Source organism: Leucobacter insecticola, assembly GCF_011382965.1.
GTDB lineage: Bacteria > Actinomycetota > Actinomycetes > Actinomycetales > Microbacteriaceae > Leucobacter > Leucobacter insecticola.
On the sequence record NZ_CP049934.1, the window covers coordinates 1,675,694 to 1,695,623 of the forward strand.

Below are 19,930 nucleotides of genomic sequence, written 5' to 3' on the forward strand. Positions count from 1 at the left end.
GTCCGCGCCCGCTGGGGTCACCGGTTCGAAAGCCTCACCTTCGGGTGGGGGTTTCGTTGTATCTGGGGTGGGGCGGGGTTACGGCTTATAGGCCAAAAAGAGTGGATGGAGTCGGGCGTGTCTCACCCTCGTCCGGCCCAGCCGCGGCGTAACCAGAGCCCTTCGCCTTGGTCGAGGCCGGTGTCGTAGAGCGCGGTTCCCGGGTCTGGGGTCGTGTGTTCAGGGCGGGGTAGGCCTGATGACTGTGGCTCGTGTTCGGAGAGAACCTTGGCTGGATCTGGAACCTCGGAATGCATGTACAGCCACCACTCGATCGCGCGGCGTTGGTGTTCTTCTGGCATGCCTCGGTGGTGGCGAAGCATTGCCCGCATTTGGGAGTTGGTTCCCCCTTCAATCTCGTTCGTTGTTACGGGCGCTCGAAGGTGTTGAAGATCGGGGTCGAGGAACGTGAATAGGTGTCCTTTCTGGATCACTCTGCGTAGTACCTGGTGCCCTGAACGTAGCCGTTGGTGCGTGTACCACCACTGTTGTCCAGGCTTCGCCCACGAGGGCACCTCGATACCGTCCTTGCGGTAGGTGCGTGCTTTCGTGAGGTGTAAATGCTCGCTCTCCCACGCCAGCAGAAGCCGCGTCCAGGCTTCGGCAGTGTCGACGGTTTTCACGCTGGTGAGTTTCTTCGCGAGCCCCCACAGTCCCTTCCCGGCAGCCGTTTTTGAGCGGGTCGTGACGTATTTGCGGACGTTGCGTTGGAGATGGACGAGGCAGCGTTGCACGCGAGTTTCGGGCCAGTGCTCCCTGAGTGCGGCGTGCATGCCGGGGCCTCCGTCGCACACCACCAGGTGTGGGGGTGGGAGCCGTTTCATGAGCGCGCTCCAGGCGGCGTACCCCTCGCGGGAGCACCATTGCGCGGCGACCACGGCTCCGCGGTGTGTGGCGACGAGGACACACCAGCCGGTACGGAGGTTGAACCCATCGATTTGGATGACGTCGTAGATCACCCCGGTGGCGGGTATGCGTGGGCGTAGCTCCCAACACCAGGCGATGTGTCGGCGGAACGAGCGCCCTGTTTGGGTTCCATCGAGAACCGCTTGCTCGTGTTTACCCAGGAGCCAATCGATGAACGTTCGCAGCGTGAACAACTGGCTGCGATCGGGGCGTTTACGGAGTGATGAAGCTCCGCAGGTGGGGCATTTCCAGCGTTGGTTCCCGGCAGCATTGCGGCCGTTCTTTACCAGTTTTGTTTTGCATATCACACAGAGAGAGGGGAAGTGTTGTTTGCCACAACTAATCGTCACGGACATTAGCGACCCTTGTTTTGCCGCGTGGTTACGCGGCTAGATTAAGATTCCATCCACTCTTTTTGGCCTATAAGCCGGGGTTACCGGCCAAAACGTGTGGATGCGGTTGGGCGTGTCTAGTGTCTGCCGCCCCATCCGGTGCGTAGCCAGAGACCTTCCTCACTGCTGAGCGCGGTGTCGTAGAGGGCTGGACCTGGGTCGGGTTCGGTGAATCGTGGCCGTTGTTTCTGGGGCGGCGCGATGGCTGCTTCGGTGATCATTGCCGGTGCGGTGTGTAGGAGGCCTGCACGTTCAACGAGCACCCATTCTGCGGCACGTTTTTGGTGGTCGATTGTCATGCCTCGGTGAAGGCGGAGCGTCTGCTTGATGAGGGCGTTGATCCCGCCTTCGAGACGGCTTGTTGTTTTGGGGCCTCCGGCGGTCAGATAGGTGAAGAGGTGGCCGCGGCGTTGGAGTTCCGCGAGGAGGTTGTACGCCTTTCTGAGACGGTCGTGGGTGTACCACCATTTCTTCCCGGTGGGTGAGTCCCAGAGCCCGCCAGGGAGACGTTTCTTTGCGTAGGAACGTTCTGTGGTGAGGTGACCGTAGATGCTGTGCCAGTCGTTGAGTTGCTGTAACCAAGCGACTGCGTCATCGGTGTTTGTCACCCGGCGGAGTCGTTTCCCGAGAAGGGGTATCCATTTAGCTCCCGTGACCCACTACCGATTCAGCGGTCAGCACGCCAGGGCCTACCAGCAGAACCAATGTCCAGTGACCCCGGCTGGCGACGTGGCCCCAGCACTCCCCTCGGAGACACCAATTTCGCTTTTGAATCACGCACCAAGTCCCGATAGGTGACCTGCTCGTGAGCGACCGCGCGTTGCAGTAGCCGCAAGAACAGTAGGCCGCGCTGCCGACTATGTCTTCGGTTAAGCCGGAACACGAACTCATCCAAATATTCTGGAAGATGCGCTGCGGTTCCAGCTCCTTGATAGGTGCCATCGATCAGACGTTTCACGAGCGAGAACAGGCGGTGGACCGCTGGCAGTACCTCGTGTGCTGGTTTCCCTGACGCAGACACATTCACCGGGTCATGCACGTACCCGTCAAGCGCGCCAGGGTACGCAGTCCATCCATCAGAGATCACGGTGGAACCCAACGCAATGTTCGCGGTCACGAAGTTCCGCAAAGAACCAGTCGAGGCATCAGGAATGACTGCGAGACGAGCCCGCCCCCACCCCGCATCCGTGTATTCGATCGCTCCCGCAACCAAGGTCTTCCCCTTCGCGCCACGACCGGGGCTTCCGGGCCTCGGACCCCAAAGAAGGTCTCGTCGACCTCGACCACACCTGAAAGTTTCGCCGCAGGATCAGGCTTCATCACTTGTCGGAGCTTACCGAGCATCGTCCAAGCTGTCTGATAAGACGAGATCGGGAGTACCCGGTGTAGATGCGCCGCCGAGACGCCACCTTTCGGGCTCGTCATCAGCCAGATCGCCTCAAACCACACCGTGAGCGGGATCCTCGTCTTCTCGAACAGTGTGCCCGCAGTCGCTGAGATCTGCTTCTCACAGTCACGACATCGATACCGGCCGGTCTTCTCACGCCAAGAAGCCGTGGCCTGACAGTGTGGACAGACGAACCCGTCCGGCCAACGCAGCCAGGCAAGATAGTCCAGACACGATGCGTCATCAGGGAACCATGCCCGAAACTCGGCCGCGTCACCCGGGTAATCGTGCCCTGGGACAGGATGACCCTGCAACGGGACATCGGTATTATCGACCATTGACGACACCCCTTCTTGGTGTAGTCCACGCCCCGGGCTGTTAGCGCAGCGCCGGGGTCTTTCAACGTTTAGCTCAGAATACAGGCTTCACGGGAGCTAAATGGATACCCCTTTTCCCGAGTTCAAGCAATGCTTGGCCTGCGGGGGTGCGGGGCCGGAGAGTGAGGTGGGTTCTGAGGTTCATCCAGATGTGGAAGAGGCAGCGCTGGGTGAGGGTGTCTGGCCATTGTTCCCGGATCGCGGCACGTACCCCTGACCCGCCGTCACAGATCACGACGAGCGGGGCAGGGATCTGCCTGAGGAGTGCTTCCCATGCGGCTTGAGATTCGGTAGAGCACCATTGCCAAGCGAGGGGTATCTGGTGTTCATCAGTTGCGATGAGCAGACACCAGGAACCGATGTAGGTGCCGTCAATAATCACATATTTGGGTGGGAGTGTGACTGTCGGCAGACGCGGGGTGATGCGCCAGCACCAGGCGGCCTTCCGGCGAAAGGATCGGCCAGTCTGGGTGCCGGTGATTTCTGGTTGAGAGTGTTTCCCGAGGAGCCAAGTGAAGAATCTGTCGAGTTGGTGTTTGCGGGTGACATCGTCGCGTTTGCGGGAGGTTGAGGCTCCACATGAGGGGCATTTCCAGCGTTGGGTGCCGGCTGCTGTTTTCCCGTTCTTGACGAGCTTGATAGTGCATAGCAGACAGGAGGTCGTGTTTGATGGTTTGGGCACAGTTAAGGGTGTCGGAGCATAACGATCCCTGTTTTACCGCGTGATCATGCGGCTAGATCAAGCTTCCATCCACACGTTTTGGCCGGTAACCCTCGAAAGCCTCACCTTCGGGTGGGGCTTTCGCTGTATCGGGTTACCCCCATCATCAATATCAGCACGCCGTCTCAGAAATGTAACGCCGGAGACGTTCGGCGAACTGCGGCGCGCCGGCGTTCGAGATCGCGTTCGCTAGCACCGTCGCTGTCATGGGCGGATTCTCCTTCGCGCTTGCAGCACGAGCGAAGGACTCGACCACCGCTTGACGGCGATGTGTCAATATGTCACAGAGAAATGCGTCTGAGGTCATCACCTCCACCTCGGCGTGAGCAAAGGCAGGGGTGCGGAAGTCTTTGACGTTCCGCGTCAGGAGTACATCGACATCGCCGTGGATGTACGCCGCAGCATGCAGGCGGTCGCCGGGATCAGGAGAGAGGTCGTCTGTGACCCGATGCCGGTACAGTTCCGGGGCGATGCGGTAGCGACCGAAGTGCGCGCACCGCATCGCTCACCGAGAGCGCTGATTCCGGCGTGCGCACGCCTTCGCGGACGATGACCTGCTCCCATTCGTCCAGAAGCTCGTCCGTCCAGACCCAGGTGAAGAGGAAGTCTTCAGACAGCGAGAGCAATACGTCCATGATCGTGAATGGGAACAACTCGCTGGGTGTCGATGAAGACCCGTTGCATGCGGGCCACGCGCTACACCCCGAGCGCGGCGCGGATCGCATCGCCACCAGCGCGGCGCTGCTCTCGCTTGGCTGCGGCATCCAGCACATCCTGCACGCGGATACGACGGTGACGGCTACCTGGCAGTCGGCGGAAGGGGAGCATACCATCCTCGCAAAGTCGGTCGACGAACTGACGAGTCACTCCCATCATCTCCGCAGCAGCGGTGGGTGTGACCTCTTCTTCAGCCTGCATTACTACGACCCGCGCCCCGTGCGCGACCGCATCGAGCATCGCGCGCACCGCAGTCTCGACCCGAGTATCTCCGTGCAACCGCTCCGCGAGACTCTTCGCGTCGGATCGCACAGCGGGGTCGACCGGGTCGAGGGTGGCGGCGAGTGCATGGGTTGTCATGGTGCTATCCTACTCCTAACTGCAATAATGACAACTTGCGAAAGTATGCCTTCCGGCGGCGGCAACGTGGCAGTATTTTGGCAGCGAACCCCGACGACATAAGCTTTCCGGCCGCACTCGACGCATTCGGGAGGCTCGGAAACGTCGGCGAGTCCGGGGGTGAGCAGGTCGATCCGGCCACTCTGAATCCTCTCTCGCGGCGGTAACGCGGGTTGCGGGCCGGTGGGCCCGCCGCGGCCTGCGCGGAAACGCGGTGCGTTTCCTTGCAAACAGTCCGCGCCCGCTGGGGTCACCGGTTCGAAAGCCTCACCTTCGGGTGGGGGTTTCGTTGTATCTGGGGTGGGGCGGGATACTGATTCTGACAGTAACCGAATATGCATAAACAACCAGTCTCAGTTCGATACCCAATGGGGTCCGAGGTGGACTGAGGGCTTCAGAGGTGGGATTGCCTCTTTCTTTGCCCCTCGGTGCACGCTGGTTTCGTAGACCTTCCAAGGTACAGGTCAGGGCATTACCCATAAATAAGATAGACTACGAATGTCGTATATATTTCACGCGGGGTGCAGGGTGAGTGTTTCCCTCGTTTTGATCCGGGAATGAGGGTGTATCTACATGGCTCAAAGACGTCAAGCTCTGTTGGGACTCGTGGCCTGCGGGGCGGTGGTGATATCGATGGTGGGCGGTGCTGCTGCGGTGGCGGATCCGCTGGTGCCGCTGGCTGGTGAGTTGACGATCGGCACGAATCAACTGTGTCCGGGCACCACGATCCCGGGTGTATCGCACGGTGCGGGGGATCAACTCACGGTGGATCTTGCTGCGGTTGCGCAGGCCTCCGGCGCGGATCGGGTGGTCGTCTCAACGCAGGCCGCCGAATCGTGCCGCCTGAATTTGGAGAGCGTATCGTTTGTGAACCCGGGACCCGTGGTTTCCCTCAACATCGCGGAATATGCGTTCGAATTGGCCTATCCTGCGACGGGACCAAAACTGACCTCGGTTTCCTTCCCCGAAGGTTTGAGTGAACTGACGATCGGTCGCCAGGCCTTTAGGCAAATAATAAACGGTGATAACTCGCTCAAGACGCTTGTGTTCCCCAATAGCCTCGACAGTCTTGTGATCGGCTATTCGGCGTTTGAGCAGCGTTCAAAAGGGGGAATGAACGCGTTGACCGAGCTCGTCTTTCCGCAAACACACATGAGAAATCTCGATATTGAACTGTCTGGGTTCCAGCAGTACGTATCCGATTCTGACGGAAGCAATACGCTTGCGGTCGTGAAGTTTCCGCCGTCACTTGACTCTCTCAACCTTGGGTCTTGGTCGTTTGGGCAACAGGTCATCGAGGGGCCAGGGTCGACCGCGCTCGTTGACGTTGATATTCCCTCCGGTATTGAGTCGTTGACCATTGGCAGTCGTGCCTTTCACCAGTCAACAAATGATGGTGCCACAACTCTTGCCTCTGTGACCTTCCCAGAGGGGCTCAAATACCTCCAGGTCGATGACAGTGCGTTCTTTACCTCTGCTCGGGAATCCAGCCACCTGACTTCGCTCGTTTTTCCCGCGGGCCTCGAGACATTGAAGCTCGGGTATGGGGCGTTTGCGCAGAGCTCAACCAACGGACGCACAACGCTTGAGACGATCTCTTTCCCTGATGGGCTTCAGAACCTGACTGTTGGCGGCGCGGCGTTCTACCAGATGGCTGGAAACGGCTCCACGTCCCTGAAATCGATTGAGTTCCCCCGTGGTCTGACTACGTTATCGATCGGCACCTACGGCGTGAATCAAGATGCCAGGAACGGATCGAACGTGCTTGAGTCCGTGGTGTTTCCGGAGGGCCTGAAGTCGCTTGATATCGGTTACGGGGCGTTTTATCAGCAGGCGAACCGCGGCAGCAACGCACTCGCAACTGTGGTGTTTCCCGAGACCCTCGAAGACCTCGTACTCGAACGGTCGGCGTTCCAACAATCGGTGCTGAGCGGAGGAACGAACGCGCTGTCCTCTGTGGATCTTCCCGACGGGCTCAAGAACGCGTCGATTAGGGAGTCTGCCTTTTATCAATACTCAGTTGGGGGTCCCAATCCGCTCACTCGGGTGTCGCTGCCGGGCGGGATGACGAGTCTGTCCATCGAACGTCTCGCGTTCTCGCAGTTCCCATCGTCGTTGAAGGTGCTGGAGTTCCGCGCCACCGAGACTCCCGCCACCAGTATCGTGTTCCCGGCAGATAATCCGATCGCGCCCGCTGATGCGGCGTGGTTGTGGTACGGCGTTGATGGTGCGAATACGGGTACTGATTGGGGTGCGACGGGTCGGGCATATGATCTGGCGGGGTACCGTCAGCTCGCGCTCGAGGGTATCGATGATGCGACGGTGGTGTCGCGGCAGTCGGACACGGTCTTTAGTGCGACGGGTGATTCGTTCGCGTATCCGAGTACGTTGGGGTCGTTTGCTGAGCCGCGGGTGTTGGCGGATACGCCGGTGCTGCCGTTTACTGAGTGGGGTGTGGTGGTGCCGAATGCTGAGCGGGTGGATCACACGCTCGTGGGTTGGTGCACGGATCCGCTGGTGGATGGGAAGTGCCCTGATGGGAGCGACCTGATCAGTGTGACCGGTGCGGTGTCGGAGTTGGCGTTGCTAGATCCGTTGACGACGGTGTATGCGGTGTGGGAATCTGCTTCGGAACCGGCGCCGGATGTTGATCCTCCCGGGAACGGTGTCACGCCCAAGCCTGGCGCGCCGGGTGCCGGAGGAAACGGTGAGCTGAGTCGGACGGGCGCGGATTCTGTGGTGGCTGCAACGATCACCATGCTGGTCCTTGCTACGGGTGGGGCGCTGCTGTTGCTGCGCCGTCGCCGGGTGTGAAACGCGGGTATCGGGCGTACGCCTGAACCTGCAGCCCTCCCTGGAATCAGCATGTTCTGTGTGCGCGGCAAGGAATGAGCTGAGGCCTGTCAAATCTGAACCGTGGGCATTAGAGCGGGGAGGGCTGGCCTGGGAATGTATTCCCGGTTTCGAAAATGTTAGTGTTTCCATAGATTTAGACCAGGAATGACGGTGTGTTGAACATGTCTCAAGGACGTCAAGCTGTGTTGGGGATAATCGCGTGTAGTGCGGTGGTCATGTCGATGTTTGCAGGTGCTTCTGCGATGGCAGATCCGCCGTTGCCGCGGGCTGGTGAGTTGACGATCGGTGCGGATCAGTTGTGTCCGGGGACTACAACTCCGGGGGTCTCGCACGGTGCGGGGGATCAACTCACGGTAGATCTTGCTGCGGTTGCGCAGCCCTCTGGCGCGGACCGGGTGGTGGTCTCAACGCAGGCCGCCGAATCGTGCCGTCTGAATTTGGAGAGCGTATCGTTTGTGAACCCGGGACCCGTGGTTTCACTCGACATCGCCGACTCTGCGTTCGAGTTTACGGGTATGTCTCAACCGCCCCGGCTCGCGTCGGTTGCCTTTCCCAACGGGCTCCGCGAACTTACGATCGGTGTGCACGGGTTCAGGCAGTCGCACGGCGGGACAAATCCCCTGAGGACGCTCATTTTTCCGGACGCGCTTGACACACTCACCCTCGGAAACGGGGCCTTTGACCAGAGTTCCATTGGGGGAGTAACGGCTTAGAGACGGTTGTCTTTCCGCAGTCCCACATGCAGAACCTCGATATCGCCCCCAACGCGTTTCTTCAGGTCGTATACGGTGGCTCTGGTAGCAACACCTTGGCGACAGTTCAGTTCCCTCCCTCCGTCGACCGAATTGAGATCGGGGATTCCGCATTTCGGCAGTGGGTTGAGTCCGGCCAAGGATCCAACGCGCTGATTGGCGTTGAATTTCCTGCGGGGATGGAATCACTGACGGTCGGCAACCGTGCGTTTGGCCAGTCGACTTCCGAGGGGGCAATTGCCCTGGAGTTTGTGAAGTTTCCGGATGGCCTGAAGCATCTCACCCTTGAAGAAAACGCGTTCTTTACGGGCGGTGGAGCCTCGACTCGACTGAGGTCGATTGAGTTCCCTGAGGGATTGGAAACGCTGGAGCTCGGCTACGCAGCTTTGGCTCAGAGCTCGACAACCGGCCACACCACGCTTGAAACCGTGACGTTCCCTGAGGGGCTGCAAACGCTGAGCGTAGGAAGCGGGGCCATCTCGCAGCATTCGGGAAACGGTCCGACCGCACTGAAGTCGATCGAGTTTCCGGTGGGACTGACATCGCTTACCGTCGGCAATTTTGGTGTGAGTCAAACCTCTCTCAACGGCTCAAACGTGTTCGAGTTTGTGGTGTTTCCGGAGGGGCTGAAAACTCTCTATGTCGCATATGCGGCGTTCTATCAGGAGGCAACCGGTGGGAGTAACGCCCTGAAGAGTGTGGTGTTCCCCGAGGGACTCGAGGATCTCTCGCTGGCGGCGTCGGCGTTTCAGCAGTCGGCGACGGGGGGTAAGAATTCGCTTGAGTCGGTGACGCTTCCTGATGGGTTGAAGAAGGCGTCGATTGGTGCGGCAGCGTTTTATCAGAGCGCTCCGGGGAACGTGAATCCGCTGACGCGGGTGTCATTGCCCGGCGGTATGACGAGTTTGTCGGTTGATCGCCTTGCGTTCTCGCAGTCGCCGTCGTCGCTTGAGGTGTTGGAGTTCCGTGCGACGGAGACGCCGGCGGACACGATCGCGTTCCCGGCAGATAATCCGATCGCGCCCGCTGATGCGGCGTGGTTGTGGTACGGCGTTGATGGCGCGAATACGGGTACTGATTGGGGTGCGACGGGTCGGGCATATGATCTGGCGGGGTACCGTCAGCTCGCGCTCGAGGGTATCGATGATGCGACGGTGGTGTCGCGGCAGTCGGACACGGTCTTTAGTGCGACGGGTGATTCGTTCGCGTATCCGAGTACGTTGGGGTCGTTTGCTGAGCCGCGGGTGTTGGCGGATACGCCGGTGCTGCCGTTTACTGAGTGGGGTGTGGTGGTGCCGAATGCTGAGCGGGTGGATCACACGCTCGTGGGTTGGTGCACGGATCCGCTGGTGGATGGGAAGTGCCCTGATGGGAGCGACCTGATCAGTGTGACCGGTGCGGTGTCGGAGTTGGCGTTGCTAGATCCGTTGACGACGGTGTATGCGGTGTGGGAATCTGCTTCGGAACCGGCGCCGGATGTTGATCCTCCCGGGAACGGTGTCACGCCCAAGCCTGGCGCGCCGGGTGCCGGAGGAAACGGTGAGCTGAGTCGGACGGGCGCGGATTCTGTGGTGGCTGCGATGGTCAGTGTGCTGGTCCTTGCTGCTGCGGGCGGGAGCCTGCTGCTGCGCCGTCGCCGCAGCTAAGCTAAGGTGACGTGGCCTGCGTGCCTGCCATGTGCTGTCCGGCTGGGAACCCGTGGTCGTCTGCGACGACGTTGCATGAGTGTGTGTTTGGGGCTTTTGCTTCCGAAGGACGCTCGGAGCGGGCGATCGATGACGCAATTGCGGCGCGGGGTGCGACCCGCTTGAGGGATTCAAGACGAGGGACCCACGCTAGCTTCAAGTGTCGTCCCCCATTCCTCACGAGTGCGCGTCAATGAGCGCTCAAGGAGTTCCCGGAGCGCCTCACGGTCCACTCCCGTTAGTCGTGTGAGGTACAGGCACGCCTTGCTCGCCTTGTGCTTGCCGAGTCGCGCCATGAGATCGGGCCAGTGATCCTCAAAATCGCTCGTGAGGTAAATGGTGTGCCGGGCAGCGCCTGGGGCGAACGAGAGGAGCGGGCCGCGGCCGCTGTGCCCGCTGTCGTAGCTGTACTCATATTCGCCGAACCCAATGATTCGTCCCGCCCACACCACCGGTTCTTCACCAGTCAGTTCGCGGCACATCTCGAGGATTTCTTCGGCCTCGGCGCGGCGCGGGCCCGTCGCCTTCGCAAGCACCGACTCGATACTCGCCTCGGAGGGCGACATTGTGGGTTTTGAGCTGGACATGAGGTCTCCTCGAGTGTCGGCACGGTGTGACTGTTTCAGCGTAGGGAAGTGGTTTAGTCCCTTCCTTGCTGTTGTTAGCTAGTGTAGACTAACCGTATGGTGACGCAAGTAAATATGCATGAGGCGAAGACCCAGCTGTCTGCGCTGGTGGAGCGCGCCCTGTCTGGTGAGCGCGTGGTCATTGCGCGCGCTGGCACGCCCGTCGTGGACCTGGTGCCGCACTCTCGTGTCACGGTTGTGTTTGGTCTGGGGCGGGGGAGTTCGAGTTCGATGCTGAGAAGTTTGACGCGCAGGATGCCGAGGTACAGGAACTGTTCTATGGTGCAGCGCTGTGATCCTGCTTGATACCAACGCCTTGATCTGGTCCTATCTGGACGCGCCCCAGCTCGGGGAGTGTGCGAGGGAGCGCATTCGGCTTGCCGATCGGGTGTTCTATTCCTCGATCTCGGTTTCTGAAATTGTGATCAAACACATGCTCGGAAAGATCACGTTGCCCGGAGGTCAGCGGTTTCCTACAGTGTTTGATGAGATGGGTCTGACTGAACTCCGATTTTCGGGCGCACACGCGAGCGAGCTGTTGCATCGTCCTCGCTTGAGTCGGCATGATCCATTCGATCGATTCCTCATCGGGCAGGCGGAAGCTGAGGGGATGCAGTTCTTGACGGCGGATGCGGCGCTGCTGAAACTCGGAGAAACTTGGATCATTGACGCTCGGGAGTGACTCCAGTCCGCACTATGCTGGAGAGGTTCGCGCATGCAAAGGAGAGCCAGTGACCCGCACCATCAAGCTCGCAGTGATCCCCGGTGATGGGATCGGGCCAGAAGTAATTGAGCAGGCGAATCGAGTTCTTGATGCGGTGCTTGAGGGCAGTGACGTGCGGCTTGAACGCACCGAATTCAAACTCGGCGCCGAGCGCTTCCTGGAAACGGGCGAGACGCTTCCCGCAAACGAGCAGGCGGCGATCGCGGGCCATGACGCGATCCTTTTTGGTGCCGTTGGTGGAGTACCTGGCGATCCACGGCTGAAAGCCGCAAACATCGAACGCGGTTTGCTGCTGAAGCTCCGCTTCGACTTTGATCACTACGCCAATGTGCGACCGTGCACGCTGTTCCCGGGCGTCACGTCAACGCTCGCCAACCCAGGTGCGGTTGATTTTCTGGTGGTCCGTGAGGGCACCGAGGGTCCCTACGCTGGTAACGGGGGTTCGATGCGCTCGGGCACCCCGCACGAGGTCGCGACCGAGGTGTCGGTGAACACGGCCTACGGCGTTGAACGGGTCGTGCGCTACGCCTTCGAGACCGCGCAGGCACGACCGCGCAAGAGGCTCACCTGGGTACACAAGACAAATGTGCTGGTGCACGCGGGGGCAATTTGGCAGCGCGTCGTCGAGACTGTCGCCGCCGAGTATCCCGAGATCGCCGTCGACTACATGCACGTTGACGCGGCGACGATTTTTATGGTGCAGGATCCGGCGCGTTTCGACGTCGTGGTGACTGATAACCTATTTGGTGACATCCTCACAGACCTTGCTGGCGCGATCGGCGGCGGCATCGGGCTTGCGGCCTCGGGAAACATCAATCCCGATCGCACCTTCCCGAGCATGTTTGAACCGGTTCACGGTTCTGCTCCCGACATCGCAGGGCAGCAGAAGGCGGATCCGACCGCGGCGATCCTCTCCGCGAGCATCATGCTCGACCACCTCGGCCTCACCTCAGAGGCCAACCGTGTGCGTGACGCAGTGCGCGCCGACCTCGCAGTCCGCGGGGCATCTCCCCGCCAGACGGCGCAGATCGGCGACGCCGTGATCGCCCAGCTGCAGGCATCAGCGGCGGGTGCCTAAGCTCAATCGCCGCGGCCCAGATCAACAATGAAGGCATCATCATGACCGAACTCACGTTCACCCGCACCGAAGCCGCCCGCATGCCCGCGGCCGAGCGCGAGGCGATCCTCGCAGATCCCGGCTTTGGCAACCACTTCACCGATCACATGGTGTCGATCGTATGGACCAAAGAAGACGGCTGGCAGCAGCCCGAGCTTTTGCCGTATGGCCCGATTCAGATGGATCCCGCGTCCTCGGTGTTGCACTACGGGCAAGAAGTCTTTGAAGGGCTGAAGGCATATCGCCGGGAGGACGGGTCGATCGTCACGTTCCGTCCCGATGAGAACGCCAAGCGTCTGAACGACTCCGCGCGACGACTCGCGCTACCCGAGATTCCGGTGGAGCTATTTGTTGCTGCCGTGCGCGAGCTCGTCGCGGCGGACGCCGAGTGGGTGCCGCGCGGTGCAGACCAGACGCTCTACCTGCGGCCGTTTATGATCGCCGACGAGAGCTTCTTGGGTGTTCGTTCGGCCGAGCGTGCCAGGTTTATGGTGATCGCCAGCCCCGCTGGTCCCTACTTCTCAGGCGGCGTGAAGCCGGTTTCGATCTGGCTGTCGCAGCAGTACGCCCGTGCTGGCCGCGGTGGCACGGGAGCTGCGAAGTGTGGCGGCAACTACGCCGCGTCACTGTTGCCCCAGAATGAGGCGGCAGCGCAGGGGTGCCAGCAGGTGCTCTTTACGGATTCCGCGACCCCCGACACGATCGATGAGCTCGGAGGTATGAATCTGTTCCTGGTGCGAGCCGACGGTACACTGCTGACCCCGCAGCTCAATGGCAACATTCTTGAGGGGATCACCCGCAAGAGCCTCATCGAGCTGGCGCGGGATCGTGGTATGGCCGTTGAGGAGCGCGAGCTCACCGTGTCGGAATGGCGCGCGGGCGTCGCGGATGGTTCAATCACAGAGGCCTTTGCCTGCGGCACCGCCGCGGTGATCACGCCGATCGGTCAGCTCAAGGCCACGGATTTCACGATTGATTTTGGTGCCGCGGCCCCCGGACCTACCACGCTGGCGCTGCGGGAAGAACTCACCGGAATCCAGTTCGGTACACGCGCTGACACACACGGTTGGCTAGATCTGGTGGTGAAGGGCTGAGCATGAAAGTTGCACGGTTTCAGATTGACGGTGAGATCTCCTACGGGATCCTCGACATGGCCGAAGATGGTTCGGGCGTTGAAATTGTGGAGCTCGCCGCAGATCCGCTGGTCGCGGGTTTTGACACGACGGGGCGCCGCTTCGCATTCGAAAAGGTGCGCCTGCTCGCGCCCGTAATCCCGCGTTCCAAAGTAGTGTGCGTGGGGAAGAATTACCTTGACCACGTCGAGGAGATGCGCGGGGTCACGGGGAACACCGATGCGCCGCCAGCCGAACCGCTCCTGTTTCTGAAGCCGAACACCTCGGTCATTGGCCCGGGCGAGACTATTCTTCGTCCGGCGGTTTCGGACCGTGTAGAACACGAGGGCGAGCTCGCGATCATCATTGGTGCCCTCGCGAAAGATGTCAGTGAAGAGGATGCGCTGAAGGTTGTCTTTGGCTTCACCTGCGCCAACGACGTCACGGCGCGCGATATTCAGATCGCCGATGGCCAGTGGACCCGGGGGAAGGGCTTCGATACGTTCTGCCCGTTGGGCCCGGTCATTGAAACGGATCCGGATCTGCAGGACGCTCGAATCACCACGCGTGTCAACGGTGAGATCAGGCAAGAGGGCCGCACCTCGCAGCTCATCCACAGTCTCGCCAAGATCGTGTCCTATGCGTCGCACGCATTCACTCTGCTCCCGGGCGACGTGATCCTGACGGGAACACCCGCGGGAGTTGGTCTGCTCGAACCGGGAGACGTCGTTGAAGTGGAGATCGAGGGGATCGGGATCCTTCGCAATCCCGTGCGCTAAAGTGCCCTATGGCTTCTGCAAGCGCCACAGCGCGCCATTTTGGAATTGAAGAAGAGTTTCTTCTTCTCGACGCTGCGAGCGGTCTGCCCCGTAACGTAGCTCACGAGATGATTGCTGCGCTCCCCGGGTTGCGTGCCGAGGTCGAGTATTTTGAGTGCCAGCTGGAGACCGCGACTCCCGTCTGTCGCTCTGCGAGCGAAGCCCTGGATACGCTGCGTGAGTTTCGGGCTGGCGCATCTCGCGTTGCCGCGGATCTCGGGGTTGTGCTCGCGAGCACCGGGCTACCGCCGATCGGGGGAGACCGCCCGGGCACGGTGACCGCAAAGCCCCGGTACCAGGCGATCGAGAAAAGTCTCGGCAATCTCGTGTCGCACTACTACTCGACCGGTACCCACGTGCACGTCGAGGTGCCATCGCGTGACACCGGCGTTGAGGTGATGGCGCGGATGGCACGCTGGTCGCCGGTGTTCGTTGCCCTCACAGCGAACTCGCCCATTCATTTGGGGCGGCCGACCGGCTTTGCGAGCTGGCGATATCTGACGACGATGCAGTGGCCGACGGCGGGGTACCCGCCCTATTTTGAGAGCGGCAGCGACTACGGCGCGATGGTCCAAGAGTTCATGCGCAGCGGGATCGTGCTCGACGCTGCGCTCGTGAACTGGTCGATCAGACTCTCCGACAATTTCCCCACGGTTGAGTTGCGCACGGCAGACGCGCAGCTGGATCCGCGTGACACCGTCGCGTTTGCGGTGTTGGTGCGCGCCCTCGTTGACCGCTGCATCGCAGAGGCGGAAACGGGGATCGCCCGCGAGGATCCCGATCTGCATCTCGTCCGGGGTGCTCACTGGCTTGCCGCGCGTAACGGTCTCGGTTCAGATCTCGTGCACCCCCTCCACGGAGGCTCAGTGCCAGTTGCTGAGGCAGTCAACGCACTGATTGATCATGTGACGCCGCAGCTTGCCGCTGCCGGAGATCTGGAGTTCGTGACGGCTTACGTTGCGCGGCGCCTGGCGGCGGGTGAGCCTGCGCGGCTCCAGATGCAGGCGTACGAGCGAGGGGGCGTCGAGGCGCTCCTTGCGCTTTATCGCGCCCGCTCGTGCGCTCGCCAGTTCTAATGCACCCATTTGCGCTCACCCGTCGCACGGCGGTGAGCGCTATCAATCGTGTTGTATCTGGAGTAGCCTCGGGGTACCTTTGCGAAGGAGGAGGCTGATGTCAAATGGGTGGCAGGCGCTGCAACGTGGCGAGTCTGTGCGCGAGCGGCGACGCCAGTTGGAGCTTGCACACGAGCGCTTTGTGGCAAACGATTTGCCGCACAGCGGCGTGGTGTCGTCGTTGCTGAGGCCGGTGGTATTGCAGTCCTGGCTTCGTTCACGGGACCGAACCATTGACCCCGATGCTGCCCCTTTGGGGGTCGCGCTGAGCGCCGACGAACTGGCTGAGCTGCGCCGCACCCATCCGCTCAGCGTGGTGTTGCCGGTTGTACGTCGGCTGCTCCTTCAAGAAGCGACGGAGTCAGGCTTTATCGTGGCGTTGGGGGACGCCGCGGGGCGATTGCTGTGGGTTGATGGCGATCCGAAGCTCCGGGCGCAGGCGGAAGACATGGGTTTCCTGGCCGGTGCTGACTGGTCTGAGGCTGCGATGGGTACGAGTGCGCCAGGGATTGCGCTCGAACTTAACCATTCGCTGCAGGTGCTCGGTGCCGAGCATTATCATCGCTCGGTGCACCAGTGGAGTTGCACGGCCGCCCCTGTGCACGACCCGCGTGACGGTTCGGTGATCGGGGTGATCGACGTGACCGGGGGTGATGCCGCCGCCGAACCTCACATGCTGCCGCTCATCGAAGCAACACTCGCCGCAGTGGAGGCAGAGATGCGCCTGGTGAGGCTGCGCGAGACGATCTCCCAGGATCGGCCAGCCGCTTCGCGCGCTTCCTCCCGCACAACCCAAGCGGTGATGACACACCCACCCCGATTGTTGGTGCTTGGTCAGGATCCGGCTGTGCTGGAACACCGCGGGCAGCGGGAAATTGTGAGTGGCCGACACGCCGAGATCCTGCTCGCGCTCACCGCGGCCCCGCACGGCCTCACTGGCGCTGAACTCGCGGAGCGGGTGTATGGCAGCCGCGACGCCGAGGCAACGCTGCGCCCAGAAATTGTGCGCTTGCGGCGCTGGCTGCGAGATCTTGGGGTGCCGCTCGAGCTGGCCTCGAAACCCTACCGACTTGATGGTGTACTCAACGTCGATGCCCACGAGCTTCTGACAGCCCTCGAACGCGGTGCGCATCGGCTCGCATTGGCTGCCTACGACGGGCCGGTGTTGCCCGCCTCGGAGGCTCCGTTCGTCGACGAGCTGCGTCTCGACGTTGACGCGACCCTGCGCGAGTCCCTTCTGCAATCCGCCGCCGCCGCCCCGCTGTTCGAGTACGCGCAACTGTGGGCGAGCGACGACTTCGAGGTATGGCATACGCTCCTCACGATCCTGCCGCCGCTGTCGCCTCGCCGCGCGCGCGTGGTCACAAAACTTGAAGCGCTCGAAGCCAGCGCCAGTGAGGCGCCCGTGCAACGTTGATGCAACCTCTTGCGACGTACCCTTTGGGGTGCCGCGGCTCACAGCAGACCGCGAGCACCACACGTGACAGTGACGTCAAAGGAGAGCACCGTGACCGTTTACGCAGCGCCAGGCCAGCCCGATTCGCTGGTCTCGTTTCAGAGTCGATACGAACACTACATTGGTGGTGAGTGGGTACCCCCGGTGAAGGGGCAGTATTTTGAGAACCCCACACCTATCACTGGCAAAATCTTCTGCGAGGTGGCTCGTGGCACGTCTGAAGATATCGATGCGGCGCTCGACGCGGCCCACGCCGCCGCGCCCGAATGGGGCCGGACGAGCCCCGCCGAGCGCGCCGTGATCCTGAACAAGATCGCCGACCGGATGGAACAGAACCTCGAAATGATCGCGGTTGCCGAGACCTGGGACAACGGCAAAGCCGTGCGCGAAACCCTCAACGCCGATATCCCCCTCGCCATCGACCACTTCCGTTACTTCGCTGGTGCAATCCGCGCACAGGAGGGGTCACTTTCTCAGATCAACGAAGACATGGTCGCGTACCACTTCCACGAGCCGCTCGGTGTGGTCGGCCAGATCATTCCCTGGAACTTTCCGATCCTCATGGCTGTCTGGAAGCTTGCCCCGGCGCTAGCCGCAGGCAACGCGGTGGTGTTGAAACCCGCGGAGCAGACCCCCGCCTCGATCCTGGTGCTCGCGTCCCTCGTCGGTGATCTGTTGCCTCCCGGGGTGCTCAACATCGTGAACGGGTTTGGTGCCGAGGCTGGTGCGCCGCTCGCGAAGAGCCCGCGCATCCGCAAAATCGCGTTTACCGGTGAGACAACGACCGGTCGGCTCATCATGCAGTATGCCTCCGAGAATATTATTCCGGTGACACTAGAGCTCGGTGGCAAGAGCCCCAACATCTTCTTTGAAGACGTCATGGCCGCAGACGACGCATACTTCGATAAGGCCAAAGAAGGCTTCACCATGTTCGCGCTGAACCAGGGTGAGGTTTGTACCTGTCCGTCGCGCGCCCTCATTCAGCACTCCATCGCAGATGATTTTCTTGAGGCGGTCGTTGAGCGCACCGAACGGATCGTTCGCGGAAATCCGCTCGACACCAACACGATGATGGGCGCACAGGCGTCAAACGACCAGCTTGAGAAGATCAAGTCGTACCTCGAGATCGGGCGGCAGGAAGGCGCACAATTGCTGACCGGCGGCGGCGTCGAGGATCGCGGTCCGGGACTCGAGGGGGGTTCTACATCGAACCGACCATCTTCCGCGGCGACAATTCCATGCGTATCTTCCAGGAAGAGATTTTCGGGCCAGTGGTGTCGGTCACCACTTTCACCGACTTCGACGATGCCATCCGAATCGCCAACGACACCCTGTATGGCCTCGGCTCGGGTGTCTGGAGCCGCAACGGCAACGTCGCGTACCGGGCGGGCCGTGCGATCCAGGCCGGTCGCGTTTGGGTCAACAACTATCACGCCTACCCGGCTCATTCGGCGTTTGGCGGATACAAGTCGAGCGGCATCGGGCGTGAAAACCACCTGATGATGCTCGATCACTACCAGCAAACAAAGAACATGCTGGTGAGCTACAAAGAAACGGCCGATGGGTTCTTCTAGACCGTTGCGCAGCAGCAACCGTGAACGCACCCCGACCACCATCCTTCCAAGGAGAAAATATGAATGCCTCTATAGCGATGCCCCCCACGCTGTCGCGTGACGAATCAGCTGTGACTGACTCGGCCCTGTCCTCGATGCGCGCGGCAACGGTGCATCAGTTCGGGCAGCCGCTTGCAGTTGCGCCCGTGGCAGTTCCCGCGCCGGGAGCGGGCCAAGCGCTGGTGCGTGTGCTCACGAGCGGTGTGTGCCACACTGACCTGCACGCCGTAGACGGCGATTGGCCAGTGAAGCCGAATCCGCCGTTTATCCCCGGACACGAGGGTGTCGGTAGGGTTGTCGCACTCGGCCCGGGCGTCACCAACCTCACCGTCGGTGACCTAGTTGGAAACGCGTGGCTGTGGTCAGCCTGCGGGCAATGTGAGCACTGCCGCACTGGGTGGGAGACACTGTGTGAACAACAACAGAATGGCGGCTATTCCGTTGATGGCTCGTTCGGCGAATACATGCTGGTTGACGCGACCTACGCCGCAGTGCTGCCCGAAGGCACCGATCCTGCGGAGGTGGCTCCCGTGCTGTGCGCAGGGGTTACCGTTTACAAGGGACTCAAAGTCACCGGAGTGCGGCCCGGTCAGTGGGTCGTGATCTCCGGTATCGGTGGCCTCGGACACATCGCGGTGCAGTACGCGGTCGCTATGGGTATGCGGGTTGTCGCGGTGGACGTGGCCGAGGATAAACTGGCGCTTGCGCGCTCGCACGGTGCGGAGGTAACTGTCAACGCACGCAACGAAGATCCGGTCGCGGTCATTCAGAAAGCGACCGGGGGAGCACATGGCGTGCTCGTGACCGCGGTGCACCCCTCCGCGTTCGGCCAGGCGATCGGGATGACTCGCCGCGGCGGAACCATCGTGTTCAACGGTCTGCCACCGGGAGATTTCCCTGCGCCGATCTTCGATATCGTGCTCAAAGGGCTGACCATTCGTGGATCCATCGTGGGTACCCGCCAGGACATGATCGAGGCGCTCGACTTCTACGCACGCGGCATGATCCACCCCACCATCGCCGAGCGTCCGCTCGACGAAATCAACGCGGTGTTTGACGAGATGAAGGCCGGTGCGATTGACGGTCGCATCGTGTTGCGCTTCGCAAACGCGTAGGCG

General features: G+C 61.3%; 17 protein-coding genes and 3 pseudogenes. 12 read left to right on the top strand and 8 right to left on the bottom strand.

Annotation, left to right across the window (positions count from 1 at the left end; genetic code table 11):
* Nucleotides 1-122: 122 nt before the first annotated feature.
* The 7 genes and pseudogenes from G7067_RS07720 to G7067_RS07745 all read right to left on the bottom strand — a co-directional run bounded on the left by G7067_RS07720 (nucleotide 123) and on the right by G7067_RS07745 (nucleotide 4,899).
* On the bottom strand, nucleotides 123-1,301 hold the full coding sequence (locus G7067_RS07720) for an IS1249 family transposase (RefSeq protein WP_166323261.1): 1,179 nt from the start codon (nucleotides 1,299-1,301) through the stop codon (nucleotides 123-125).
* A 113-nt stretch (nucleotides 1,302-1,414) separates the two neighbouring features.
* Nucleotides 1,415-1,945 carry a hypothetical protein gene (locus G7067_RS07725; RefSeq protein ID WP_166323263.1) on the bottom strand — a complete coding sequence of 177 codons (531 nt, stop codon included), beginning with the start codon at nucleotides 1,943-1,945 and terminating at the stop codon, nucleotides 1,415-1,417.
* Between the two features lie 59 nt (nucleotides 1,946-2,004).
* Nucleotides 2,005-3,062 (bottom strand): annotated as a pseudogene (locus G7067_RS07730) (IS1595 family transposase).
* Between the two features lie 73 nt (nucleotides 3,063-3,135).
* Nucleotides 3,136-3,483, bottom strand: coding sequence for a transposase (locus tag G7067_RS07735; protein ID WP_166323265.1), 348 nt, complete (start codon nucleotides 3,481-3,483; stop codon nucleotides 3,136-3,138).
* A 222-nt stretch (nucleotides 3,484-3,705) separates the two neighbouring features.
* Nucleotides 3,706-3,783, bottom strand: a pseudogene (locus tag G7067_RS15225) (hypothetical protein); the annotation flags it as partial.
* A gap of 151 nt (nucleotides 3,784-3,934) precedes the next feature.
* Nucleotides 3,935-4,324, bottom strand: coding sequence for a VapC50 family PIN domain-containing toxin (locus G7067_RS07740; protein WP_166323267.1), 390 nt, complete (start codon nucleotides 4,322-4,324; stop codon nucleotides 3,935-3,937).
* 194 nt (nucleotides 4,325-4,518) lie between these two features.
* Nucleotides 4,519-4,899 (bottom strand): helix-turn-helix transcriptional regulator, encoded by a 381-nt coding sequence (locus G7067_RS07745; protein ID WP_166323269.1) that lies wholly within the window; start codon nucleotides 4,897-4,899, stop codon nucleotides 4,519-4,521.
* 612 nt (nucleotides 4,900-5,511) lie between these two features.
* Between G7067_RS07745 and G7067_RS07750 the strand changes: the two genes are divergently transcribed.
* The 3 genes from G7067_RS07750 to G7067_RS07760 all read left to right on the top strand — a co-directional run bounded on the left by G7067_RS07750 (nucleotide 5,512) and on the right by G7067_RS07760 (nucleotide 10,192).
* The gene (locus G7067_RS07750) at nucleotides 5,512-7,752 is read left to right on the top strand and encodes a leucine-rich repeat domain-containing protein (protein WP_166323271.1); all 2,241 of its coding nucleotides are present in this window, start codon (nucleotides 5,512-5,514) and stop codon (nucleotides 7,750-7,752) included.
* A 284-nt stretch (nucleotides 7,753-8,036) separates the two neighbouring features.
* Nucleotides 8,037-8,507, top strand: a complete 471-nt coding sequence (locus G7067_RS07755) for a hypothetical protein (RefSeq protein WP_166323273.1) — start codon at nucleotides 8,037-8,039, stop codon at nucleotides 8,505-8,507.
* A gap of 26 nt (nucleotides 8,508-8,533) precedes the next feature.
* Nucleotides 8,534-10,192, top strand: coding sequence for a leucine-rich repeat domain-containing protein (locus tag G7067_RS07760; protein ID WP_166323275.1), 1,659 nt, complete (start codon nucleotides 8,534-8,536; stop codon nucleotides 10,190-10,192).
* A 170-nt stretch (nucleotides 10,193-10,362) separates the two neighbouring features.
* Here the strand turns inward: G7067_RS07760 and G7067_RS07765 are convergent, their stop codons facing one another.
* Entirely contained in the window at nucleotides 10,363-10,818 is a 456-nt protein-coding gene (locus G7067_RS07765; RefSeq protein WP_166323277.1) for a DUF1801 domain-containing protein, read from the bottom strand.
* Between the two features lie 96 nt (nucleotides 10,819-10,914).
* Here G7067_RS07765 and G7067_RS07770 point away from each other — a divergent pair, with 96 nt between their 5' ends.
* From G7067_RS07770 to adhP, 9 genes and pseudogenes are all read left to right on the top strand, one after another.
* Nucleotides 10,915-11,163, top strand: a complete 249-nt coding sequence (locus tag G7067_RS07770; protein ID WP_205881102.1) for a type II toxin-antitoxin system Phd/YefM family antitoxin — start codon at nucleotides 10,915-10,917, stop codon at nucleotides 11,161-11,163.
* A complete protein-coding gene (locus G7067_RS07775; RefSeq protein WP_166323279.1) occupies nucleotides 11,150-11,539 on the top strand; it encodes a type II toxin-antitoxin system VapC family toxin in 390 nt (129 codons plus the stop codon). Before G7067_RS07770 ends, G7067_RS07775 begins: the two co-directional genes overlap by 14 nt.
* A 49-nt stretch (nucleotides 11,540-11,588) precedes the next feature.
* Nucleotides 11,589-12,659: a 3-isopropylmalate dehydrogenase gene (locus G7067_RS07780; protein ID WP_166323281.1), complete on the top strand. Its 1,071-nt coding sequence runs from the start codon at nucleotides 11,589-11,591 to the stop codon at nucleotides 12,657-12,659.
* A 41-nt stretch (nucleotides 12,660-12,700) separates the two neighbouring features.
* A complete protein-coding gene (locus G7067_RS07785; RefSeq protein WP_166323283.1) occupies nucleotides 12,701-13,792 on the top strand; it encodes a branched-chain amino acid aminotransferase in 1,092 nt (363 codons plus the stop codon).
* 2 nt (nucleotides 13,793-13,794) lie between these two features.
* Nucleotides 13,795-14,589, top strand: coding sequence for a fumarylacetoacetate hydrolase family protein (locus G7067_RS07790; protein ID WP_166323285.1), 795 nt, complete (start codon nucleotides 13,795-13,797; stop codon nucleotides 14,587-14,589).
* Nucleotides 14,590-14,597: 8 nt separating this feature from the next.
* Nucleotides 14,598-15,704, top strand: coding sequence for a carboxylate-amine ligase (locus tag G7067_RS07795; RefSeq protein WP_166323287.1), 1,107 nt, complete (start codon nucleotides 14,598-14,600; stop codon nucleotides 15,702-15,704).
* Between the two features lie 97 nt (nucleotides 15,705-15,801).
* Nucleotides 15,802-17,160 (top strand): sigma-54-dependent transcriptional regulator family protein, encoded by a 1,359-nt coding sequence (locus G7067_RS07800; RefSeq protein ID WP_166323289.1) that lies wholly within the window; start codon nucleotides 15,802-15,804, stop codon nucleotides 17,158-17,160.
* Nucleotides 17,161-17,250: 90 nt separating this feature from the next.
* Nucleotides 17,251-18,773, top strand: a pseudogene (exaC, locus tag G7067_RS07805) (acetaldehyde dehydrogenase ExaC).
* Between the two features lie 134 nt (nucleotides 18,774-18,907).
* Nucleotides 18,908-19,927, top strand: a complete 1,020-nt coding sequence (adhP, locus tag G7067_RS07810) for an alcohol dehydrogenase AdhP (RefSeq protein ID WP_166325950.1) — start codon at nucleotides 18,908-18,910, stop codon at nucleotides 19,925-19,927.
* Nucleotides 19,928-19,930: the final 3 nt, after the last annotated feature.